Here is a 17,035-nt window from a genome sequence, read left to right as displayed (position 1 = left end):
CGGGTGCGGTCCGGGTGCCGGGCGATGTTCGGACGAGAGGCCATGGACCAGCAAAAGCTCGACAGGGCGATCGGTCGCCGCTTGAAGACTTTGAGGACGCATGCCGGCATGACGCTGAACGAACTTGCCGCGCGCTCGGGCGTTAGCCGGGCGATGATCGGACGCGTGGAGCGGGCGCAGAGCAGCGCCACCGCTTCGCTGCTGGGCAAGCTTTGCGCGGCGCTCGACGTGTCGCTGAGCGACGTGGTCGCGCTCGCCGAGAAGCCGCCGGAGCGGTTGATGCGGCTTGCCGACCAGCCGCACTGGCGCGATCCCGAGAGCGGCTATCGCCGGCGGCACGCTTCGCCGACGGATGCGGCGAGCGGGATCGAGATCATCGTCGTCGATCTGCCGGCCGGCGCGCGGGTGCCGTACAGCCCCTGGGGCCGCAACGCCTTTACCCAGCAACTCCTGATGTTGGAGGGCGCGATCGCGGTGCACATCGACGCCAAGACGGTGCGCCTGCGCGAGGGCGATTGCCTCGACTTCGACGTGATGCGCTCGGTAATCTTCGAGAACGAAACCAGGCAGGACGCGCGCTACATCATCATCGTGCGGCGCGGCACTTCTTACGGGAAAATGTGATGTCGCTGATCGTGCGGGACGCTACGCTTCAGGATGCCGAGGACATCCTTGCCATCTACAATTTCGCCGCGCTCAATACCACTGCGGTCTGGACTGACGGTCCGGCTGATCTTACCTCGCGGCGCGACTGGATTTCCACGCGACAGCAGGCCGGCTATCCCGTTCTGGTCGCGATGAAGGGCAGGGATGTCGTAGGCTTCGCCTCGTTCGGCGATTTCCGCCCTTGGCCGGGCTATCGCCACACCGTGGAGAATTCCGTCTATGTCGACGAGCGGCACCACAGGTCCGGCATCGGCCGCAGCCTCGTGGCCGCGCTGATCGAGCGCGCCACTGCGCTCAACAAGCACACCATGATCGCCGGCATCGAGGCCGCCAACGCCGCCTCGATCGCGCTACATGCCTCGCTTGGCTTTGCCGAGGTCGCCCGCATGCCGGAGGTCGGGTGCAAGTTCGGCCGCTGGCTCGATCTCGTCTTCATGCAGCGGCAGCTTGCGACCCAAGTGAGACCTTGAGGTGAAGCCGTGACGATGCAGATCCGCACGGGAGACACCTATGATCCGCGCGTGATCGCGCTCCTTGATTATCACACCACGACTGCGCGGGCGCAGACCGCGCCGGGCAGCGCGCACGCGCTCGATCTCTCAGGGCTTCGCGCGCCCGACATCGCGTTCTGGACCGGCTGGGACGGCGAGACGCTGGTCGCCGTTGGCGCGCTGAAGACGCTCTCGGCCGATCATGGCGAGGTGAAGTCGATGCACACGCTTCAGGCCGCCCGGCGGCGCGGTTTTGCGGGCCAGATGCTCGGCCACATCATCGCAGCAGCCCGAGTGCGCGGCCTCAAGCGGCTGAGTCTGGAGACCGGCTCGTGGGACTACTTCAAGCCCGCGGTCGCGCTCTACCAGGCGCATGGCTTCGTCTCCTGCGGTCCGTTCGAGGGCTATGTCGAAGACCCCAACAGCCTGTTCCTGACGCTCGATCTGAGCGGCCGCTGAGCTTTCGCCGGGTGGCGTGCGGCGCACAACCGGTGCTCGAAAGGTCTGCTCGCCCCCTCAAAATGAGTTGCGTACCTCAAAACGCCTCTGCTAGCCTTCAGGCATGGCCCAAGAAACGGACCAAGAGACGGACACGCTCGCCGGCACCGCGCTGACGCTGAAGGACATCGCCCGCCAGGCGGGCGTCAGCCTCGCGACGGTAGATCGCGTCCTGCACAACCGCCCGGGCGTGCGGCCGGACACGGTCCGGCGCGTCAGGGAGGCGATCGCGCGCAACGCGTTCCAGCCGCATGTCGGCGCCGCCGAGCTCGCTCGCGGTCGCGCCCGGCGCTTCGCCTTCGTGATGCCCTCGGGGCCGAACCTGTTCATGCAGCAGATCCAGGACTATCTCGGGGAGATGTCGGCCTGGCTCTCGGCCCGCCGCCTCAGCGTCGAGGTGGTCGCGACCGACGTGTTCGATCCGTCCGTGCTTGCAGCCTCCCTCGAGGCGTCGTCGGGCGATTACGATGGTGTCGCTGTGGTGGCGCTGGATCATCCCGGCGTCCGAGGGGCCATCAACGACCTCGTCGATGCCGGCACCAAGGTGGTGACGCTGGTCTCGGACGTGCCGTCCTCGCGCCGCCACCATTATGTCGGCATCGACAACATCGCCGCCGGCCGCACCGCGGGCGCGCTGGTCGGGCGGCTCGCCGGCGAAAAGTCCGGCAAGGTCGCGATCGTCGCGGGCTCGCAGGGCTTGCGCGACCACGCCGAGCGCATTTTCGGTTTCAACCAGGTGATGGCGTCGGAATTTCCAGGACTTACCGTGCTCCCCGTACTGGAAGGACGCGACGAGGACGATCGTTCGGAACAGGTCTTGGCGCGACTGTTTGGCAGGCATGCTGACATTGTCGGCCTTTATAACGTGGGTGCGGGCACGCGGGGCGTCGCCAAGGCGTTGAGCGATGCCGGCCGCGAGAAGCGGGTGGTGTTCGTCGGCCACGACGTCACCGTGCTGACGCGCCGGCTCTTGTTGCAGGGCGTGATGGATGCCGCGATTTCGCAGAACCCGGGACATGAGGCGCGCGCCGCCGTGCGCGTGCTGCTCGCGCTCGCCCGCGGCGAGCCGATTTTGCGCGAGCAGGAGAAGATCAGGATCGACATCGTGATGCGGGATAATCTGCCGTAAGCTGATCGGCCGCGCGGCAGGAACTTGGAGAAGGCGGTTGCGGGCAAGGCGACGATAGTTCGCACGCCGCGACGGGGCAGAAAGGGAGGATGGCGTGTATCTCGGAATGGACATCGGCACGTCCGGTGTGAAGGCGGTGCTCACGAACGCCAGCGGCGCGATCGTCGCAACGGCGGCGCGCGAGCTTGTCCTGTCGCATCCGGCGCCGTTGTGGTCCGAGCAGGATCCGGACGCCTGGGTCGATGCCGCCATCGGTGCGGTCGACGACCTCGCCGCAAGCCATCCGCGCGAGGTCGCGCAGCTGCGCGGCATCGGGCTCTCCGGCCAGATGCACGGCGCGACGCTGCTCGGCACGGACGGCCGGCCGCTGCGCCCGGCGATCCTCTGGAATGACGGCCGCTCGCATGCCGAATGCATCGAGCTCGAGCGGCGCTGTCCGTCGCTGCACGCCATCGCGGGCAATCTGGCGATGCCCGGCTTCACCGCGCCAAAATTGCTCTGGGTCGCGCGGCACGAACCCCAAATCTTCGAGCGCGTGGCAAAAGTGCTGCTGCCGAAGGCCTATGTGCGCTATCGCCTGACCGGCGAGATGGTCGAGGACATGTCCGACGCCGCCGGCACGCTCTGGCTCGACGTCGGCCAGCGCCGCTGGTCGGCCCTGCTGCTGCATGCCACCGGGCTCGATCTCCATCACATGCCGCGCCTTGTCGAAGGCAGCGAGGTGAGTGCGATACTTGCGCCGGAATTGGCGCAGCGCTGGGGCATGGCGAAGGATGTTGTGGTCGCTGGTGGCGCCGGCGATTGTGCGGCGAGCGCGATCGGACTCGGCGCGATCGCGCCCGGCGATGCCTTCCTGTCGCTCGGCACATCCGGCGTGGTGTTTCGCGTCACCGACCGATTTGCACCGGCGCCGGCCTCGGCCGTGCATGCGTTCTGTCACGCACTGCCCGGCATGTGGCACCAGATGGGCGTGATGCTGTCGGCGGCGGCCTCGCTCGCCTGGCTCTCCGGCGTGATGGAGACGCCGGCCGCCGCGCTCCTGGCGCCGCTCGGCGAGCGCGTCGATGGACCGAGCCCCGTCAAATTCCTGCCCTATCTCGACGGCGAGCGCACGCCGCACAACGATGCCGCCGCCAGCGGTGCCTTCGTTGGCTTGCGCGGTGCGACCGGGCGCGGCCAGATCGTTCAGGCCGTGCTCGAAGGTGTTGCCTTTGCCGCGCGCGACAATCTGGCGGCGCTGAGCGCAGCGAGCGCGCCGATTGCGGAAGTCGACCTCGTCGGCGGCGGCTCGCGCTCGCCGCTCTGGGCGCAGATCTGCGCCGACGTGCTTGGTATTCCCGTACACCGCGTCGAGGAAGGTGAGGTGGGGGCGGCGCTCGGTGCCGCGCGGCTCGGCCGGCTCGCCGCCACCGGCGAGGTCCCCGCAGAAGTTTGCACGCGCCCGCGGCGGCTCGCGAGTTTCGTGCCCCGCGCAGCCACCGCTTCCGCCTACGACGATGCCTATCGTCGCTGGCGTGATCTTTATCCCGCGTTGAAGGAGCTTTAAGTGAACGCGTCAGCCAAATTCTTCGATGCAAGTGCCCCCGTCGCCTTTGCCGGCAAGGATGCAGGACAGGCGCTCGCCTTCCGCTGGTACGACCAGGACCGCATGGTCCACGGCCGCCGGCTCGAGGACCACTTACGCTTTGCGGTCTGCTACTGGCATTCGTTCTGCTGGCCGGGCGGCGATCCCTTCGGCGGCGAGACGTTCCTGCGCCCCTGGCATCATGGCACCGATCCGATGGCGCTGGCGCGGGCCAAGGCCGATGTCGCCTTCGAGCTGTTCCGTCTGCTGGACGTGCCTTTCTTCACTTTCCACGACGTCGATGCGGCGCCGGAAGGAGCCTCGCTCGCGGAGTCCGTCGCCAACCTCAACGCGATTGCCGATCTGTTCGAAGCGAAGATGGCCTCGGCCAAGGTTCGCCTGCTCTGGGGCACGGCCAACCTGTTCACGCATCGCCGCTACATGGCGGGCGCGGCGACCAATCCGGACCCCGATGTCTTCACCTATGCCGCGGGTCAGGTCCGCGCCGCGCTCGAGGTGACGCATCGGCTCGGCGGCCAGAATTACGTGCTGTGGGGCGGGCGCGAGGGTTATGAGACCTTGCTCAACACCGATCTCAAGCGCGAGCTCGACCAGCTCGGCCGCTTCGTGTCGCTCGTCGTCGAGCACAAGCACAAGATCGGCTTCAAGGGCCCGGTCCTGATCGAGCCCAAGCCGAAGGAGCCGACCAAGCATCAATATGATTTCGACGTCGCCACCTGCTACGGCTTCCTGCAGCGCTACGACCTTCTGAAGGACGTCAAGCTCAACATCGAGCAGAACCACGCTATCCTTGCCGGCCACTCCTTCCATCACGAGGTGGCGCTCGCCGAGGCGCTCGGCGTCTTCGGCTCGCTCGATATCAACCGCGGCGACGATTTGCTCGGCTGGGACACCGACCAGTTCGCGATGAACGTGGGCGAGCTGGCGCTGGTGTTCCACGAGATCCTGAACCGCGGCGGCTTCGGCTCGGGCGGGCTCAATTTCGACGCCAAGATCAGGCGCCAGTCGATCGATCCCGACGATCTGATCCACGCCCATGTCGGCTCGATGGATGCCTGCGCACGCGCCTTCCTCGCCGCCGCCGACATGGTCGATGCCGGCGTCCTCAACGCGCCGCTCGCCGAGCGCTATGCTGGATGGGCCGGCACTGAGGGCCGCGCCATTCTCGGTGGAGAACGTTCGCTCGCCGATCTCGCCGACCGTGCGCTCAGCCCCGGCTTTGATCCGCAGCCGCGCTCGGGCCGGCAGGAATATCTGGAATCCCTGGTCAACCGCTACGTCTGAGCGAGGCGGCGTATGACAATTACAGAAGCAGCACGGCGGCCGGTCCTCGAACTGACCGGGATCGGCAAGGAGTTCGGCGCGATCCGCGCGCTGCATGGCGTCGACATGCAGGTCTTCCCGGGCGAGGTGGTCGGCCTGATGGGCGACAACGGCGCGGGCAAGTCGACGCTGGTCAAGATCATCGCCGGCAACTTCCACCCGACCCATGGCGAGATCCGCTTTGCCGGCAGCGCGGTCCATTTCAATCGGCCCGTCGATGCCCGCGCCGTCGGCATCGAGGTGGTCTATCAGGACCTCGCGCTCGCCGATAATCTGACCGCGGCCGCCAACGTGTTTCTCGGCCGCGAGCGGAAGCGCAAGTTCGGGCCGTTTGCCCTGCTCGACCACAAGGCGATGGCGGCGCGCACGCTGGAATTGTTCGGCGAGCTGCGTTCGGAGACGCGCCCCTACGATCTCGTCAAGCAGATGTCCGGCGGCCAGCGCCAGGCGGTCGCGATCGCGCGGACGCGGCTCTCCAATGCGAGGCTCGTGATGATGGACGAGCCGACGGCCGCGATCTCGGTGCGCCAGGTCGAGCAGGTGCTGAGCCTGATCCACCGGCTGAAGGAGCAGGGGGTCGCCGTGATGCTGATCTCCCATCGCATGCCGGATGTGTTCGCGGTCTGCGACCGCGTCGTCGTCATGCGCCGCGGCGAGAAGCGGGCCGACAAGCCGATCCATGAGACCAGTCCCGAGGAAGTCACCGCCCTCATCACCGGCGCGAAGGAGGCGGCGTGATGGCCATACCCTTGGAATCCCCGATCACCTTCACCAATGTCGGCAAGATCAAATGGTGGCAGCGCGGCATCTTCGCCTCCCAGACCGGCTATGTCCTGCTCGCGCTGGCGGTGCTGCTGGTGATCATGCATTTCGCCAGCCCATATTTCTTCACTGAAGGCAACATGCAGAACGTGGCGAAGAATTTCTCCTTCATCGCCATTGCCACGCTCGGCGTCACCTTCGTGATCATCACCGGCGGCATCGATCTCTCGGTCGGCTCGATGATGTGCTTCTCGGCCATGATCACCTCGATGGTCATGACCGAGCTGTCGACGCCCGGCTCGCCCGGGGCCGCGCTGTTCGTGCACATGGCGGCCGACGGCAAGACGGTGCTCGCCAATGTGCCGGGCCTGATCCTGCTGGTCTCGATCGTTGCGGGACTCGGCGTTGCGCTCATCGCCGGCCTCGTCAACGGCTTCTGCATCGCCGTGCTCGGCCTGTCGCCCTTCGTGACCACGCTCGGCATGCTCTCGATCGTGCGCGGGCTCGGCTATGTCGTCTCCAACGGCCGCGGCAGTTTTCCGGGCGGGCCGGACGCCGACTATTTCTACGCGCTCACCTCAGGTGACGTGCTCGGCGTGCCCGTGCCTTTCATCTATCTGGTGATCCTTGCGCTCGCGATGGCGATTGTCCTGCACCACACCAGCTTCGGCCGCCACGTCTTCGCGCTCGGCGGCAACGAGAAGGCGGCCGAACTGACCGGCATCCCGGTCGTGCGGGTGAAGATCGAAGTCTATGTGATCTGCGCGCTGGCCGCAGGCCTGCAGGGCATCATCATCTCCGGCTGGCTCGGATCGGCGCCGGCCAACATGGCGACGTCCTACGAACTCAACGTGATCGCAGCGGCCGTCATCGGCGGTGCCAACCTTGCTGGCGGCATCGGCGGCCCGCTCGGCGCCATCGTCGGCTGCGTCCTGCTCGAAGTGATCCGCAACGGCCTCGTGCTCGCGCAGGTCAGCTCCTACTGGCAGCAGACGCTGGTGGGCGTGATCATCATCCTGGCCGTGCTGGTCGACCGTATCCGCTCGCGGATGATCTGAAGTGACGTCGTTTCGGGAGGGCAACGAAATGCCGCCTATCCGCTTCCCGAACGATTTTCGAGGGATAGGCACCAGAAAAGCGTGGAGGAGAGCAATGAGGAGACTTCTTCTTGCCGGCATGGCCGTCGTGATGATGGCGGCCCCGGCATTCGCAGCGAACTACCGCTTCGTGATCGTGCCCAAGGCGATGAACAACCCGTTCTTCGATTTCGCGCGCGACGGCTGTCAGAAGCGCGCCAAGGAACTCGGCAATATCGAGTGCATCTACAAGGGGCCGGTCGAGCATGAGCCGGCGACGCAGGCGCAGATCATCCAGGACTTCATCACCCAGAAGGTCGATGGGCTCGCGATCTCGGTCGCCGACGTCGCCGCCATGACCAAGTCGATCGAGGCCGCGACCGCAGCCGGCATCCCCGTCATCACCTTCGATGCCGATGCGCCGGGCTCCAAGCGCATCGCCTATATCGGTACCAACAACAAGGAGTTCGGCGTTGCGCTCGGCAAGCAATTGCTAAAACTCCGGCCCGACGGTGGCAAATACGCCATGGTCTCTGGCGGCCCCGGTGCCAAGAATCTCGCCGAACGCGTCGATGGCGTCCGCGAGGCGCTGAAGGGATCGAAATGGACCGAGGTCGGCGGCTCCCCGACCTTCTGCAACGACGATCCCGCGCTCGCGGTCCAGCAGATGACGGATTTGCGCACCGCGACGCCCGATCTCGCCGCGATCGTTCCCGTCGGCGGCTGGCCGATGTTCGCGCCCGAAGGCTTCAAGGCCTTCGCCTCCAGGTACAAGAAGGACATCGACGCCGGCAAGTTCACGCTCGTCGTCGCTGACACGCTGAAGATGCAGCTCGAGCTGCTGCGCGACGGCTACGCCAATGCGCTGGTCGGCCAGCGTCCGTTCGAGATGGGCGAGAAGGCGATGGATACGCTGCTCGCCATCAAGAAGGGCGAGAAGGTGCCGGAGATCGTCTATACCGGCCTCGATCTCGTGACCAAGGACAACGTCGCGCAGATGTTGAAATAGGAGTGTCGCCAGCCCCACACTCCCATGCTCTCTCCCGCTTGCACATCTCGCAGGCGGGAGAGAAGCTGGCTTTTGGAAGGAATGGAAATGAAACGGTCGCGGTTCGGCTCTCTCGACGTCACGTCAATCGGTCTCGGCACAGCGCCGCTGGGCGGATTGTTTGCCCCGGTCAGCGATGCCGATGCGGAAGCGACGATCGAAGCCACCTGGTCACTGGGTGTCCGCTTCTTCGATACCGCGCCGCTCTACGGCTTCGGCCTCGCCGAGCGGCGGCTGGGCGCTTTCCTGCGGCAGAAGCCGCGCGACTCCTATGTCATCTCGACCAAGGTCGGACGCCTCTTGCGGCCGCCGGCCGGCGCGGCGGCCGAGGACGAGCACTACAAGGGCACCTCGGTCGAGCGGCCGGTGTTCGACTTCAGCCATGACGGCGTGATGCGTTCGGTGGAGGAGAGCCTGGTGCGCCTCGGGCTCGATCGCGTCGATATCCTGCTCGTGCACGATCCGGACGACCACTATGACGATGCTGTCGCGGGTGCCTTTCGTGCGCTCCGTCGCCTGCGCGATGAGGGAACGGTCAAGGCGATCGGCGCCGGCATGAACCAGTCCGAGATGCTGGTTCGCTTCGCCGAAGCCGCGCCGGTCGACTGCTTCCTGCTCGCCGGGCGCTACACGCTGCTCGACCAGGGCGCGCTGGATGCGCTGTTTCCCCTTTGCCTTGCGAAAAACATCGGCATCCTGCTCGGCGGCATCTACAACAGCGGCATCCTCGCCGATCCGCACGCCGGCGCGAAGTTCAACTATGAGGACGCCGACGCTGCGCTCATCGAGCGCGCGCTTGAGCTCGACGAGCTCTGCCGCAAGCACGGCACGGAGCTGAAGGCCGCGGCGTTCCAGTTCTGCATGGCCCATCCGGCGGTGACGGTTGCTTTGACCGGCGCCCGCACGGCGGCGGAAGTGTCCGACAACATCGCGATGTCGGAGCGGACGGTGCCGCCTGCCTTCTGGCAGGAGCTGCGCGCGCGCAAGCTCGTCGATGCGCGAGCGCCATTGCCCGGCGGAGCGTGACGCATGATCATCGACGGCCATCAGCATTTCTGGGATCCGGCGCGCGCCGATTACCCCTGGATGGAAGCGCCCGAGCTAGCGCCGATCCACCGCGCCTTCGGCCCGGCCGACCTCGCGCCGCTCCTGAAAGCGAACGGCATCGATGCGAGTATTCTGGTGCAATGCCGCTCCGCGCTGGAGGAGACCGAGGAGTTCCTGCGCATCGCCAGCGCAACGCCTTCCGTCATTGGCGTGGTCGGCTGGGCCGATCTCACGGACGGAGCGCTTGACGAGACGCTCGCCCGTCTGCGTGCTTCGTCCGGCGGCGAGAAGCTCGTCGGCATCCGCCATCAGGTCCACGACGAGGCCGATCCGGATTGGCTGTTGCGCGAGGACGTCCAGCGCGGCCTCACCGCGGTGTTCGCGCACGATCTCGCCTATGATTTCCTGGTGCGCAGCCGCGAACTGCCGGCCACGATCGCTACCGCGCAGGCCTTTCCCAAGGCGCGTTTCGTCCTTGACCACGCCGCAAAGCCGCCGATCGCTGATGGCGGGAGTTCAGAATGGTCCGATCGCATCGCCGCGCTCGCGGCTTGCGGCAATGTCTGGTGCAAGATCTCGGGCCTCGCGACCGAGGCCAAATGGGACGATTGGGACGCGGAGCGGCTGTTCCCCTATGTCCGGCATGCCGCGAACTGTTTTGGCGAAGACCGCTTGATCTTCGGCTCCGACTGGCCGGTGTGTCTGCTCGCCGGCAGCTATGGCGAGATCAAGGGCGCGCTGGAAGCGTGCCTGGCGAAGCTCGGCGCGCATGTGCGCGAGAAGGCGTTCGGGGCGAATGCGCAGGCCGCGTATCAATTGGGCTGATTGGATTTGCCGAGGTGCGTTCTCACCCTCTCCCCTTGTGGGAGAGGGTGGCTCGCCGCGTAGCGGCGAGACGGGTGAGGGGTCTCTCTCCGCGCACGAGTCTCATGTAATAGGGTCTGCGGAAGAGAAGGGGCAGCGTGCCCGTGGCCTCAGCCCGCCGGCACCTGATCCAAAAACCCCGTGATGCTCTTGATGCGGCCGTCGCGGAGCACGGCGAAGTCGGTGCCCTTGATCGGACTGTCGACGCCGTCGGGGCCGAGGCCCCAGGAAAAGCGGACGTGGTCGCCATAGCCGTTGGGTTCGCCGATCAGCGTGAATTTGAAGTCAGGAAAGCGCTGCTGCACGCCGGCGATCAGCGCGTCGACGCCGTCATGGCCGTCGCCCTTCATCAGCGGATCGACGTAGCTCGCATCCGCGGTCCAGTTTTCGCTGAGCAGTTCGCGCCGGCGGCTCGCCGTGCGCTCGTTCCAGAGATCGATATAGCGGCGGGCTACGGTGATGTGGTCGGTCATGGTGTTCTCCTTCGATGGCGCCGTGTCGTTCGGCTGTCCCTGACTATCGAAGGTTTGCGCGCGCCGATCGATTACCTCGGAGGTCATCGGCGCGCACACTAATTCTTTGCGGGATTACTTCGCCGCGGTCACCATGATCTCGACGGTGTATTGCGGTGCCGCCAGCTTGGCTTCGACGGTGGCGCGTGCTGGCGTGTTGCCGGGCGACACCCAGGCATCCCACACCGCGTTCATCTCCTGGAAGGTCTTCATGTCGGTGATGTAGATCGTCGCCGACAAGAGCTTCGACTTGTCGGTGCCGGCCTTGGCGAGATGGCCGTCGATGGTCGCTAGGATGTCCTGGGTCTGCTTCGTCACGCTTTCGCCGGCCGCCTTGTTGGCGACGACGCCGGCGAGATAGACGGTGTTGCCGTGAACGACGACCTGGCTCATGCGCGGGCCGGTTTCGAAACGTTGGATGCTCATTGGGGGTCTCCTGATGGAATGGCGGCCCTGTCTAGCGCAGGGCCCCGCGCTCTGCCACCCCGCGCGGCGCATGCGTCGCCTACGGAAACTGGCTGAAAAAAGTCCAGATCGTCTCGGCGCCGTCGATGTCGCCATTCTGCGGCCCGAGCATGCCTGCCGCGATCTTCGGGAAGCGGGCATCCGGCGAAAAGCCGGGCATGCGGTGGCCGCCATCGTTGATGCGATAGAGCACGACGTCGTGCCCCTTGGGACAGCGCGAGGTGATCCGCGTGACGGTGGACTGGTCTGCGGGCACCTTGTCGGGCAAGTCCGTCACGTCGGCGTCACCGGTCTCGCAGCCATTGAGCTTGCGCCAGAATGCCAGCGTCTCGTCGGTCGACCAGAACCCGTCTGCGGCAAAATAGCTCGATCCGCGTCCACCCTCGTAGGGGACCAGCGGGTCGGCCGTGCCGTTCATGATCAGCACCGGCAACGGCCGCGACGGATGGCACGTGACCGCGCCTTCGTCGGTAAGATTCATGATCACGCTCGCGCCCGCCGCAAACAGATCGGCGCGCGCGCAAACGAGCGTCATCGCCATGGCGCCTCCATTGGAGATGCCGGTGACGTAGATGCGGTTTGGGTCGGCCGTGCCGTTCGCCACCAGCTTCTCGATGAGCTTTGCGATGAAGGCGACGTCGTCGGTGCCTGCGGGCGGGCCACGGAGCGCAGGTCCCGCCTTCGTCCTCGCATCGGCCCAGGCATGGTTGAGCCCGTCCGGAAAGACCACGGCAAAACCTTCCCGCTTCGCAACCAGGGGCCATGCCGTCCGCGCGACCATGTCGGCGCCGCGCTGGGTCTTGCCATGCAGCACGACCACCAGCGGCGCCGGCTTTTTCGCCGGCAGTTGCGTGGTGTAGGAGCGCTTCACGCCATCGACGTCGATCGTATCGGCAGATGCGGCCGAAGCTGCGGCCAATGCCGCAAGAAGCGCGCCGATATGCACCCACCGCCGCACGCTCTAGCCCACTGCCTTCGCCGCCGCGCGCCCCGCATTGCGGCCTGAGAACAGGCAGCCGCCGAGGAAGGTGCCTTCCAGCGAGCGATAGCCGTGTACGCCGCCGCCGCCGAAGCCCGCGGCTTCGCCGACCGCATAGAGGCCGGGAATGACGCTGCCCTCCTGGCCGAATACGCGCGAGTCGAGATCGGTCTCGAAGCCGCCCAGCGTCTTGCGGGTGAGGATGTTGAGCTTGACCGCGATCAGCGGCCCATGCGCTGGATCGAGAATCCTGTGCGGGGAGGCGGTGCGGATCAGCTTGTCGCCGATGTAGCGGCGCGCATTGTGGATGTTCATCACCTGCGCATCCTTGACGTAGGGGTTGGCAATCTCGCGGTCGCGCGCCTCGATCTGCATCTTGACGTAGTCGAGCTTGAGGAGATCGTTGCCGGCGAGCTTGTTCATCGCAGCTACGAGCTCGTCGAGCTTGTCGCGCACGATGAAGTCGACACCATGGCTCTTGAAGGCTTCCACCGGCGCCGGCGCGCCCTTGTTGGTGGCGCGGCGCAGCGTCATGCGCCAGCTCTTCCCCGTGAGATCGGGGTTCTGCTCCGATCCCGACAGCGCGAACTCCTTCTTGATGATGCTCTGCGTCAGGATGAACCAGGAATAATCGTAGCCGGTCGACATGATGTATTTGAGCTGGCCGAGCGTGTCGGAGCCGGGAAACAACGGTGCCGGCAATCGAGTGCCGGTCGCGTCGAACCACATCGAGGAGGGGCCGGGCAGGATGCGGATGCCGTGGCGCGGCCAGATTGGATTCCAGTTCTGGATGCCCTCGACATAGTGCCACATGCGGTCGCGGTTGATCAGCCGCGCGCCGGCCTTTTCCGTGATGCCGATCATGCGGCCGTCGACGTGCTCCGGCACGCCGGAGATCATGAATTTCGGCGGCTCGCCGAGCCGCTTCGGCCAGTTCTGCCGGACCAGGTCATGATTGCCGCCGATGCCGCCGGAGGCGACGATCACGGCCTGCGCCTTCAACGAAAATTCACCGATCGCATTACGCGAGGAGCTCTTGCCGCGCTCGACATTGCTCGGCTCGAGGATGACGCCGCTCACGCCGTCGACCGTGCCATTGGTGACCGACAGCGCGTCGACGCGGTGGCGAAACTTGAAGACCAGCCGTCCGGATCTCGCCGCCTCGCGCGCGCGGCGCTCGAACGGTTCGACGATGCCGGGTCCGGTGCCCCAGGTGACGTGAAAGCGTGGCACCGAATTGCCGTGGCCCATTGCGTCATAGCCGCCGCGCTCGGCCCAGCCGACCACGGGAAAGATGCGATGGCCCATCGCGCGCAGCCAATCGCGCTTCTCGCCAGCGGCAAACGCCACATAGGCCCCGGCCCATTTGCGCGGCCAGTAATCCTCGTCGCGGTCGAAGCCGGCGGTGCCGAGCCAGTCCTGCAAGGCGAGATCGAAGGAGTCCTTGATGCCGAGCCGGCGCTGCTCCGGCGAATCGACCAGGAACAATCCGCCGAACGACCAGAACGCCTGGCCGCCGAGCGATTGCTCGCCCTCCTGGTCGAGGACGATCACGCGCTTGCCGGCGTCCGCAATCTCCGTTGCGGCCACCAGTCCCGACAGTCCCGCGCCGACGACGATGACGTCCGCCTGCTCCGTCATGAGTTCCCCCCTGTAGTTATCCGGATTGAAGCCTGCGGTTGCAGCTGAGATCAAGGGCGCGAGGCGTAAGAGTCCGTTAACTTGTTCCACTTTGGGCCGAAGCGGGCTTGGTGCAGCGCCGACGCAACACTGGATTTGAATTTGTTTTCAGCGAGCCGGGCTGCCTAGACAAAACCACGGTTAGGACGGACGCTAGCGGCGCATCACCACCAGACACACAGATTTGAAATCGACTGGGGCGGGGGACATGAAGCTTCTGACGGCGTTGCTCGCGGCGGGTCTCTTGATCGCGGGCATGGGGGCCTCTCACGCGGTGGTTCGGATCGCGGATGATCGTGGCGGCCGGATCGGAACCTACGTCGACAGATACCAGGATCTGCGCCAGTCCGGTGAAACCGTCATCATCGACGGCCTTTGCGCTTCGGCCTGCACCATCGTCCTCGGCGCGATCCCGCGCGACCGCATCTGCGTGACCTCGCACGCGACGCTTGGCTTCCACGCCGCCTGGGATTTCGGTACCAACGGCCGCGCCATCACCAATCCCGAAGCCACCCAGATGCTCTATGCGATGTATCCCTCGCAGGTGCGGCGCTGGATCTCGCAGCGCGGCGGGCTCACCCCGCACATGATCTTCCTCAGGGGCAAGCAGCTCCAGGCCATGTACAAGCCCTGCTATCTGGACGCGCAGGCTTCGACCAGACAGCCTTTGCGCCGGCCTCTTCCGTCAGCGGAACAGCTGGAGTCCGCCCGGGGCCAGCTGGCCCACTAAATCCATCAGCACGACGTGACCTCAGTGGTCGTTTCCCCGCCGGCGGCGCTTGCTCGCCCGCGGGCCAACGCCTATTTGAAAGGCAGGGAACCGGGCTTGTCGCCCCGATCGTTGTCATGGCTCAACCACTGCACCCCGCAACTTCGGTATCGGACAATTCGCCCACTGCCGGCAGGGCGTCGTCCATGCTGGTGTGTGCGGGCGCGGGCCTCGGCGGTCTAGCCGTGCTCGCGGCGCTGGCACTGTGGTTCCACTACGGTACCCAGGTGTTTTTTGAGACGATCAGGACCGGCCTGTCCGCCTGCTTCTGACCCAGGGACAACAGGAAGTTTTCCGACCATGAGCTCCACCGCCCGCCCGCTGGTGATCGCGACCACCTTCGCCGCAAGCCTCGTCGTCGGGCTCCTCGTGATATTCTGGGCGATGGGCGGTGTGAGCAAGGTCGCGCAGCCCGTCGCGATCGGCGGGCCGTTCCAGCTTACGGACCAGAACGGCAAGACCGTCACCGACAAGAGCCTGAAGGGCAAGCCGACCCTGATCTTCTTCGGCTACACCCATTGCCCCGACGTCTGCCCGACCTCGCTGTTCGAGATCTCGGAAGTGCTGCGTGCGATGGGCAGGGATGCCGACAAGATCAATGCCTATTTCATCTCGGTCGATCCCGAGCGCGACACGCAGGCCGCGATGAAGGACTATCTGTCGAGTTTCGATCCGCATCTGGAAGGCCTCAGCGGCGATCCCGCGGATATCGCCAAGGTGATCACGTCCTACCGGGTCTACGCCAAGAAGGTCCCGACCAAGGATGGCGACTACACCATGGACCATACCGCGCTGATCTATCTGATGGACCGCGACGGCCGCTTCGTCTCCCCCTTCAACCTGAAGCGCAGCCCGGAAGAGGCCGCGACCGAACTGAAGCGGTATCTCTGAGGTCTGCTCAATCGCGACGCGAACTCCGCTCCACCTCTCCCGCTTGCGGGGGAGGTCGGCGCGCTCGAAGAGCGCGGCGGGTGGGGGCTCTCTCCACGTTGGGAGTCTCGCCCGCGGAGACACCCCCACCCGGACCCTCCCCCGCAAGCGGGAGAGGGAGCGCACCCCACCCAGGCCATAATCCCCGCTCGCGTTCCCGGCGGGATGGTCTATAAGGCCCTCCGATCCCAACGAAATCCCGTTAATCTCCGCCGATGGCCCCATCGCAACAGGCGAAATCGCCCAAAACTGTCCGTGGCCTCCTGACCGGGCTGGTCGTCGGCGCTTGCCTGTTCTCGACGGCGCCGAGCGCCGAGGCGCAGGCGCCCGCCAAGCCGGTGGCCCCCGCGACGCCTCAAGCCGCTGCGCCCAAGGCCGCGCCCCAAGCCGCCGCCCCCCAGGCCGTGCCTGGCTTCTGGGACCCCCGGCGGCGCCCCGAGCGGCCGGACCTGTCGCGCCTGACCGTGATCCGCTTTTTGACCGAGACCGACTACCCGCCGTTCAACTACACCGGCGCTGACGGCAATCCGGCCGGCTTCAATGTCGATCTCGCCCGCGCGCTCTGCGACGAAATCAAGGTCACCTGCACGGTGCAGATGCGCCGCTTCGAGACGCTGGTCGATGCGCTCACCTCCAACCGCGGCGACGCCATCATCGCCTCGATGGCGGTGAGCCCCCAGCTCCGCGCCCGCGTTGACTTCACCGATCCCTATTACCGCATGCCGGCGCGCTTCGCCTCGCGCAAGGACGCGGTGATGCCGGAGATCCGCCCGGAATATCTCGAAGGCAAGAAGGTCGGCGTCATCGCAGGCTCCGCGCACGAGGCGTATCTGAAGGCGATGTTCACCGACGCCGAGCTGCACGGCTATCCCAACGACGACGCGCTGCGCACAGCTTTACGCAAGGGCGAGGTCGATTTCATCTTCGGCGACGCCATCTCGCTCGCCTTCTGGATCAACGGCACCGATTCGGGTGATTGCTGCGCCTTCTCCGGCGGCCCCTTCGTCGAGAGCCGTTTCTTCGGCGAGGGCATCGGCATTGCCGTACGCAAGGGCAATGACGTGCTGCGCCAGGCCCTGAACTGGGCGCTGTTCCGCGTCTGGGAAAAAGGCCGCTACACCGATCTGTGGCTGCGGTATTTTTCGGTGAGCCCGTTTTAGCTTCTTTGCCTCTCCCCGCCTGCGGGGAGAGGCCGGATTGCATCGTCAGAT

19 protein-coding genes are annotated in these 17,035 nt (G+C 66.0%); 15 read left to right on the top strand and 4 right to left on the bottom strand.

Features of this window, described 5'->3' with window-relative positions:
* Positions 1–42 precede the first annotated feature (42 nt).
* The 11 genes from AYJ54_RS15570 to AYJ54_RS15520 all read left to right on the top strand — a co-directional run bounded on the left by AYJ54_RS15570 (position 43) and on the right by AYJ54_RS15520 (position 10,450).
* Complete coding sequence (locus tag AYJ54_RS15570) at positions 43–624, top strand: helix-turn-helix domain-containing protein (protein WP_063699798.1); 582 nt, start codon at positions 43–45, stop codon at positions 622–624.
* Positions 624–1,136 (top strand): GNAT family N-acetyltransferase, encoded by a 513-nt coding sequence (locus AYJ54_RS15565; protein ID WP_082905663.1) that lies wholly within the window; start codon positions 624–626, stop codon positions 1,134–1,136. The genes AYJ54_RS15570 and AYJ54_RS15565 overlap by 1 nt, the downstream gene beginning before the upstream one ends.
* 15 nt (positions 1,137–1,151) lie before the next feature.
* A complete protein-coding gene (locus AYJ54_RS15560; protein ID WP_063699796.1) occupies positions 1,152–1,616 on the top strand; it encodes a GNAT family N-acetyltransferase in 465 nt (154 codons plus the stop codon).
* 103 nt (positions 1,617–1,719) lie between these two features.
* Positions 1,720–2,784 carry a LacI family DNA-binding transcriptional regulator gene (locus AYJ54_RS15555; protein WP_063699794.1) on the top strand — a complete coding sequence of 355 codons (1,065 nt, stop codon included), beginning with the start codon at positions 1,720–1,722 and terminating at the stop codon, positions 2,782–2,784.
* 94 nt (positions 2,785–2,878) lie between these two features.
* Entirely contained in the window at positions 2,879–4,330 is a 1,452-nt protein-coding gene (gene xylB, locus AYJ54_RS15550) for a xylulokinase (RefSeq protein ID WP_063699793.1), read from the top strand.
* Entirely contained in the window at positions 4,331–5,653 is a 1,323-nt protein-coding gene (gene xylA, locus AYJ54_RS15545; protein ID WP_063699791.1) for a xylose isomerase, read from the top strand. It abuts the gene before it with no gap.
* A gap of 12 nt (positions 5,654–5,665) precedes the next feature.
* Positions 5,666–6,430, top strand: a complete 765-nt coding sequence (locus AYJ54_RS15540) for an ATP-binding cassette domain-containing protein (protein ID WP_136623719.1) — start codon at positions 5,666–5,668, stop codon at positions 6,428–6,430.
* Entirely contained in the window at positions 6,430–7,512 is a 1,083-nt protein-coding gene (locus AYJ54_RS15535) for an ABC transporter permease (protein ID WP_063699789.1), read from the top strand. Before AYJ54_RS15540 ends, AYJ54_RS15535 begins: the two co-directional genes overlap by 1 nt.
* A 94-nt stretch (positions 7,513–7,606) precedes the next feature.
* On the top strand, positions 7,607–8,539 hold the full coding sequence (locus AYJ54_RS15530) for a sugar-binding protein (protein ID WP_063699787.1): 933 nt from the start codon (positions 7,607–7,609) through the stop codon (positions 8,537–8,539).
* Positions 8,540–8,626: 87 nt separating this feature from the next.
* Positions 8,627–9,604, top strand: coding sequence for an aldo/keto reductase (locus AYJ54_RS15525; RefSeq protein ID WP_063699856.1), 978 nt, complete (start codon positions 8,627–8,629; stop codon positions 9,602–9,604).
* Positions 9,605–9,607: 3 nt separating this feature from the next.
* Positions 9,608–10,450 carry an amidohydrolase family protein gene (locus AYJ54_RS15520; protein ID WP_063699785.1) on the top strand — a complete coding sequence of 281 codons (843 nt, stop codon included), beginning with the start codon at positions 9,608–9,610 and terminating at the stop codon, positions 10,448–10,450.
* A 149-nt stretch (positions 10,451–10,599) separates the two neighbouring features.
* On the opposite strand, the gene AYJ54_RS15515 is transcribed toward AYJ54_RS15520, so the two are convergent.
* From AYJ54_RS15515 to AYJ54_RS15500, 4 genes are all read right to left on the bottom strand, one after another.
* On the bottom strand, positions 10,600–10,962 hold the full coding sequence (locus AYJ54_RS15515) for a nuclear transport factor 2 family protein (protein ID WP_063699854.1): 363 nt from the start codon (positions 10,960–10,962) through the stop codon (positions 10,600–10,602).
* Between the two features lie 114 nt (positions 10,963–11,076).
* Positions 11,077–11,427 (bottom strand): RidA family protein, encoded by a 351-nt coding sequence (locus AYJ54_RS15510; protein WP_027549734.1) that lies wholly within the window; start codon positions 11,425–11,427, stop codon positions 11,077–11,079.
* 79 nt (positions 11,428–11,506) lie between these two features.
* Positions 11,507–12,424: a CE1 family esterase gene (locus AYJ54_RS15505; RefSeq protein ID WP_063699783.1), complete on the bottom strand. Its 918-nt coding sequence runs from the start codon at positions 12,422–12,424 to the stop codon at positions 11,507–11,509.
* A 3-nt stretch (positions 12,425–12,427) separates the two neighbouring features.
* Positions 12,428–14,086, bottom strand: a complete 1,659-nt coding sequence (locus AYJ54_RS15500) for an FAD-binding dehydrogenase (RefSeq protein ID WP_063699781.1) — start codon at positions 14,084–14,086, stop codon at positions 12,428–12,430.
* 247 nt (positions 14,087–14,333) lie between these two features.
* Here AYJ54_RS15500 and AYJ54_RS15495 point away from each other — a divergent pair, with 247 nt between their 5' ends.
* The 4 genes from AYJ54_RS15495 to AYJ54_RS15480 all read left to right on the top strand — a co-directional run bounded on the left by AYJ54_RS15495 (position 14,334) and on the right by AYJ54_RS15480 (position 16,984).
* The gene (locus AYJ54_RS15495) at positions 14,334–14,855 is read left to right on the top strand and encodes a Clp protease/crotonase-like domain-containing protein (RefSeq protein WP_063699779.1); all 522 of its coding nucleotides are present in this window, start codon (positions 14,334–14,336) and stop codon (positions 14,853–14,855) included.
* Positions 14,856–14,971: 116 nt separating this feature from the next.
* The gene (locus tag AYJ54_RS15490; protein ID WP_063699778.1) at positions 14,972–15,166 is read left to right on the top strand and encodes a hypothetical protein; all 195 of its coding nucleotides are present in this window, start codon (positions 14,972–14,974) and stop codon (positions 15,164–15,166) included.
* A gap of 28 nt (positions 15,167–15,194) precedes the next feature.
* Entirely contained in the window at positions 15,195–15,785 is a 591-nt protein-coding gene (locus AYJ54_RS15485; RefSeq protein WP_063699776.1) for an SCO family protein, read from the top strand.
* 254 nt (positions 15,786–16,039) lie between these two features.
* On the top strand, positions 16,040–16,984 hold the full coding sequence (locus AYJ54_RS15480; protein ID WP_063699774.1) for an ABC transporter substrate-binding protein: 945 nt from the start codon (positions 16,040–16,042) through the stop codon (positions 16,982–16,984).
* Positions 16,985–17,035 lie beyond the last annotated feature (51 nt).

This window comes from Bradyrhizobium centrolobii (genome assembly GCF_001641635.1).
Taxonomy (GTDB): domain Bacteria; phylum Pseudomonadota; class Alphaproteobacteria; order Rhizobiales; family Xanthobacteraceae; genus Bradyrhizobium; species Bradyrhizobium centrolobii.
This window is presented reverse-complemented; position numbering and strand designations above follow the sequence as displayed.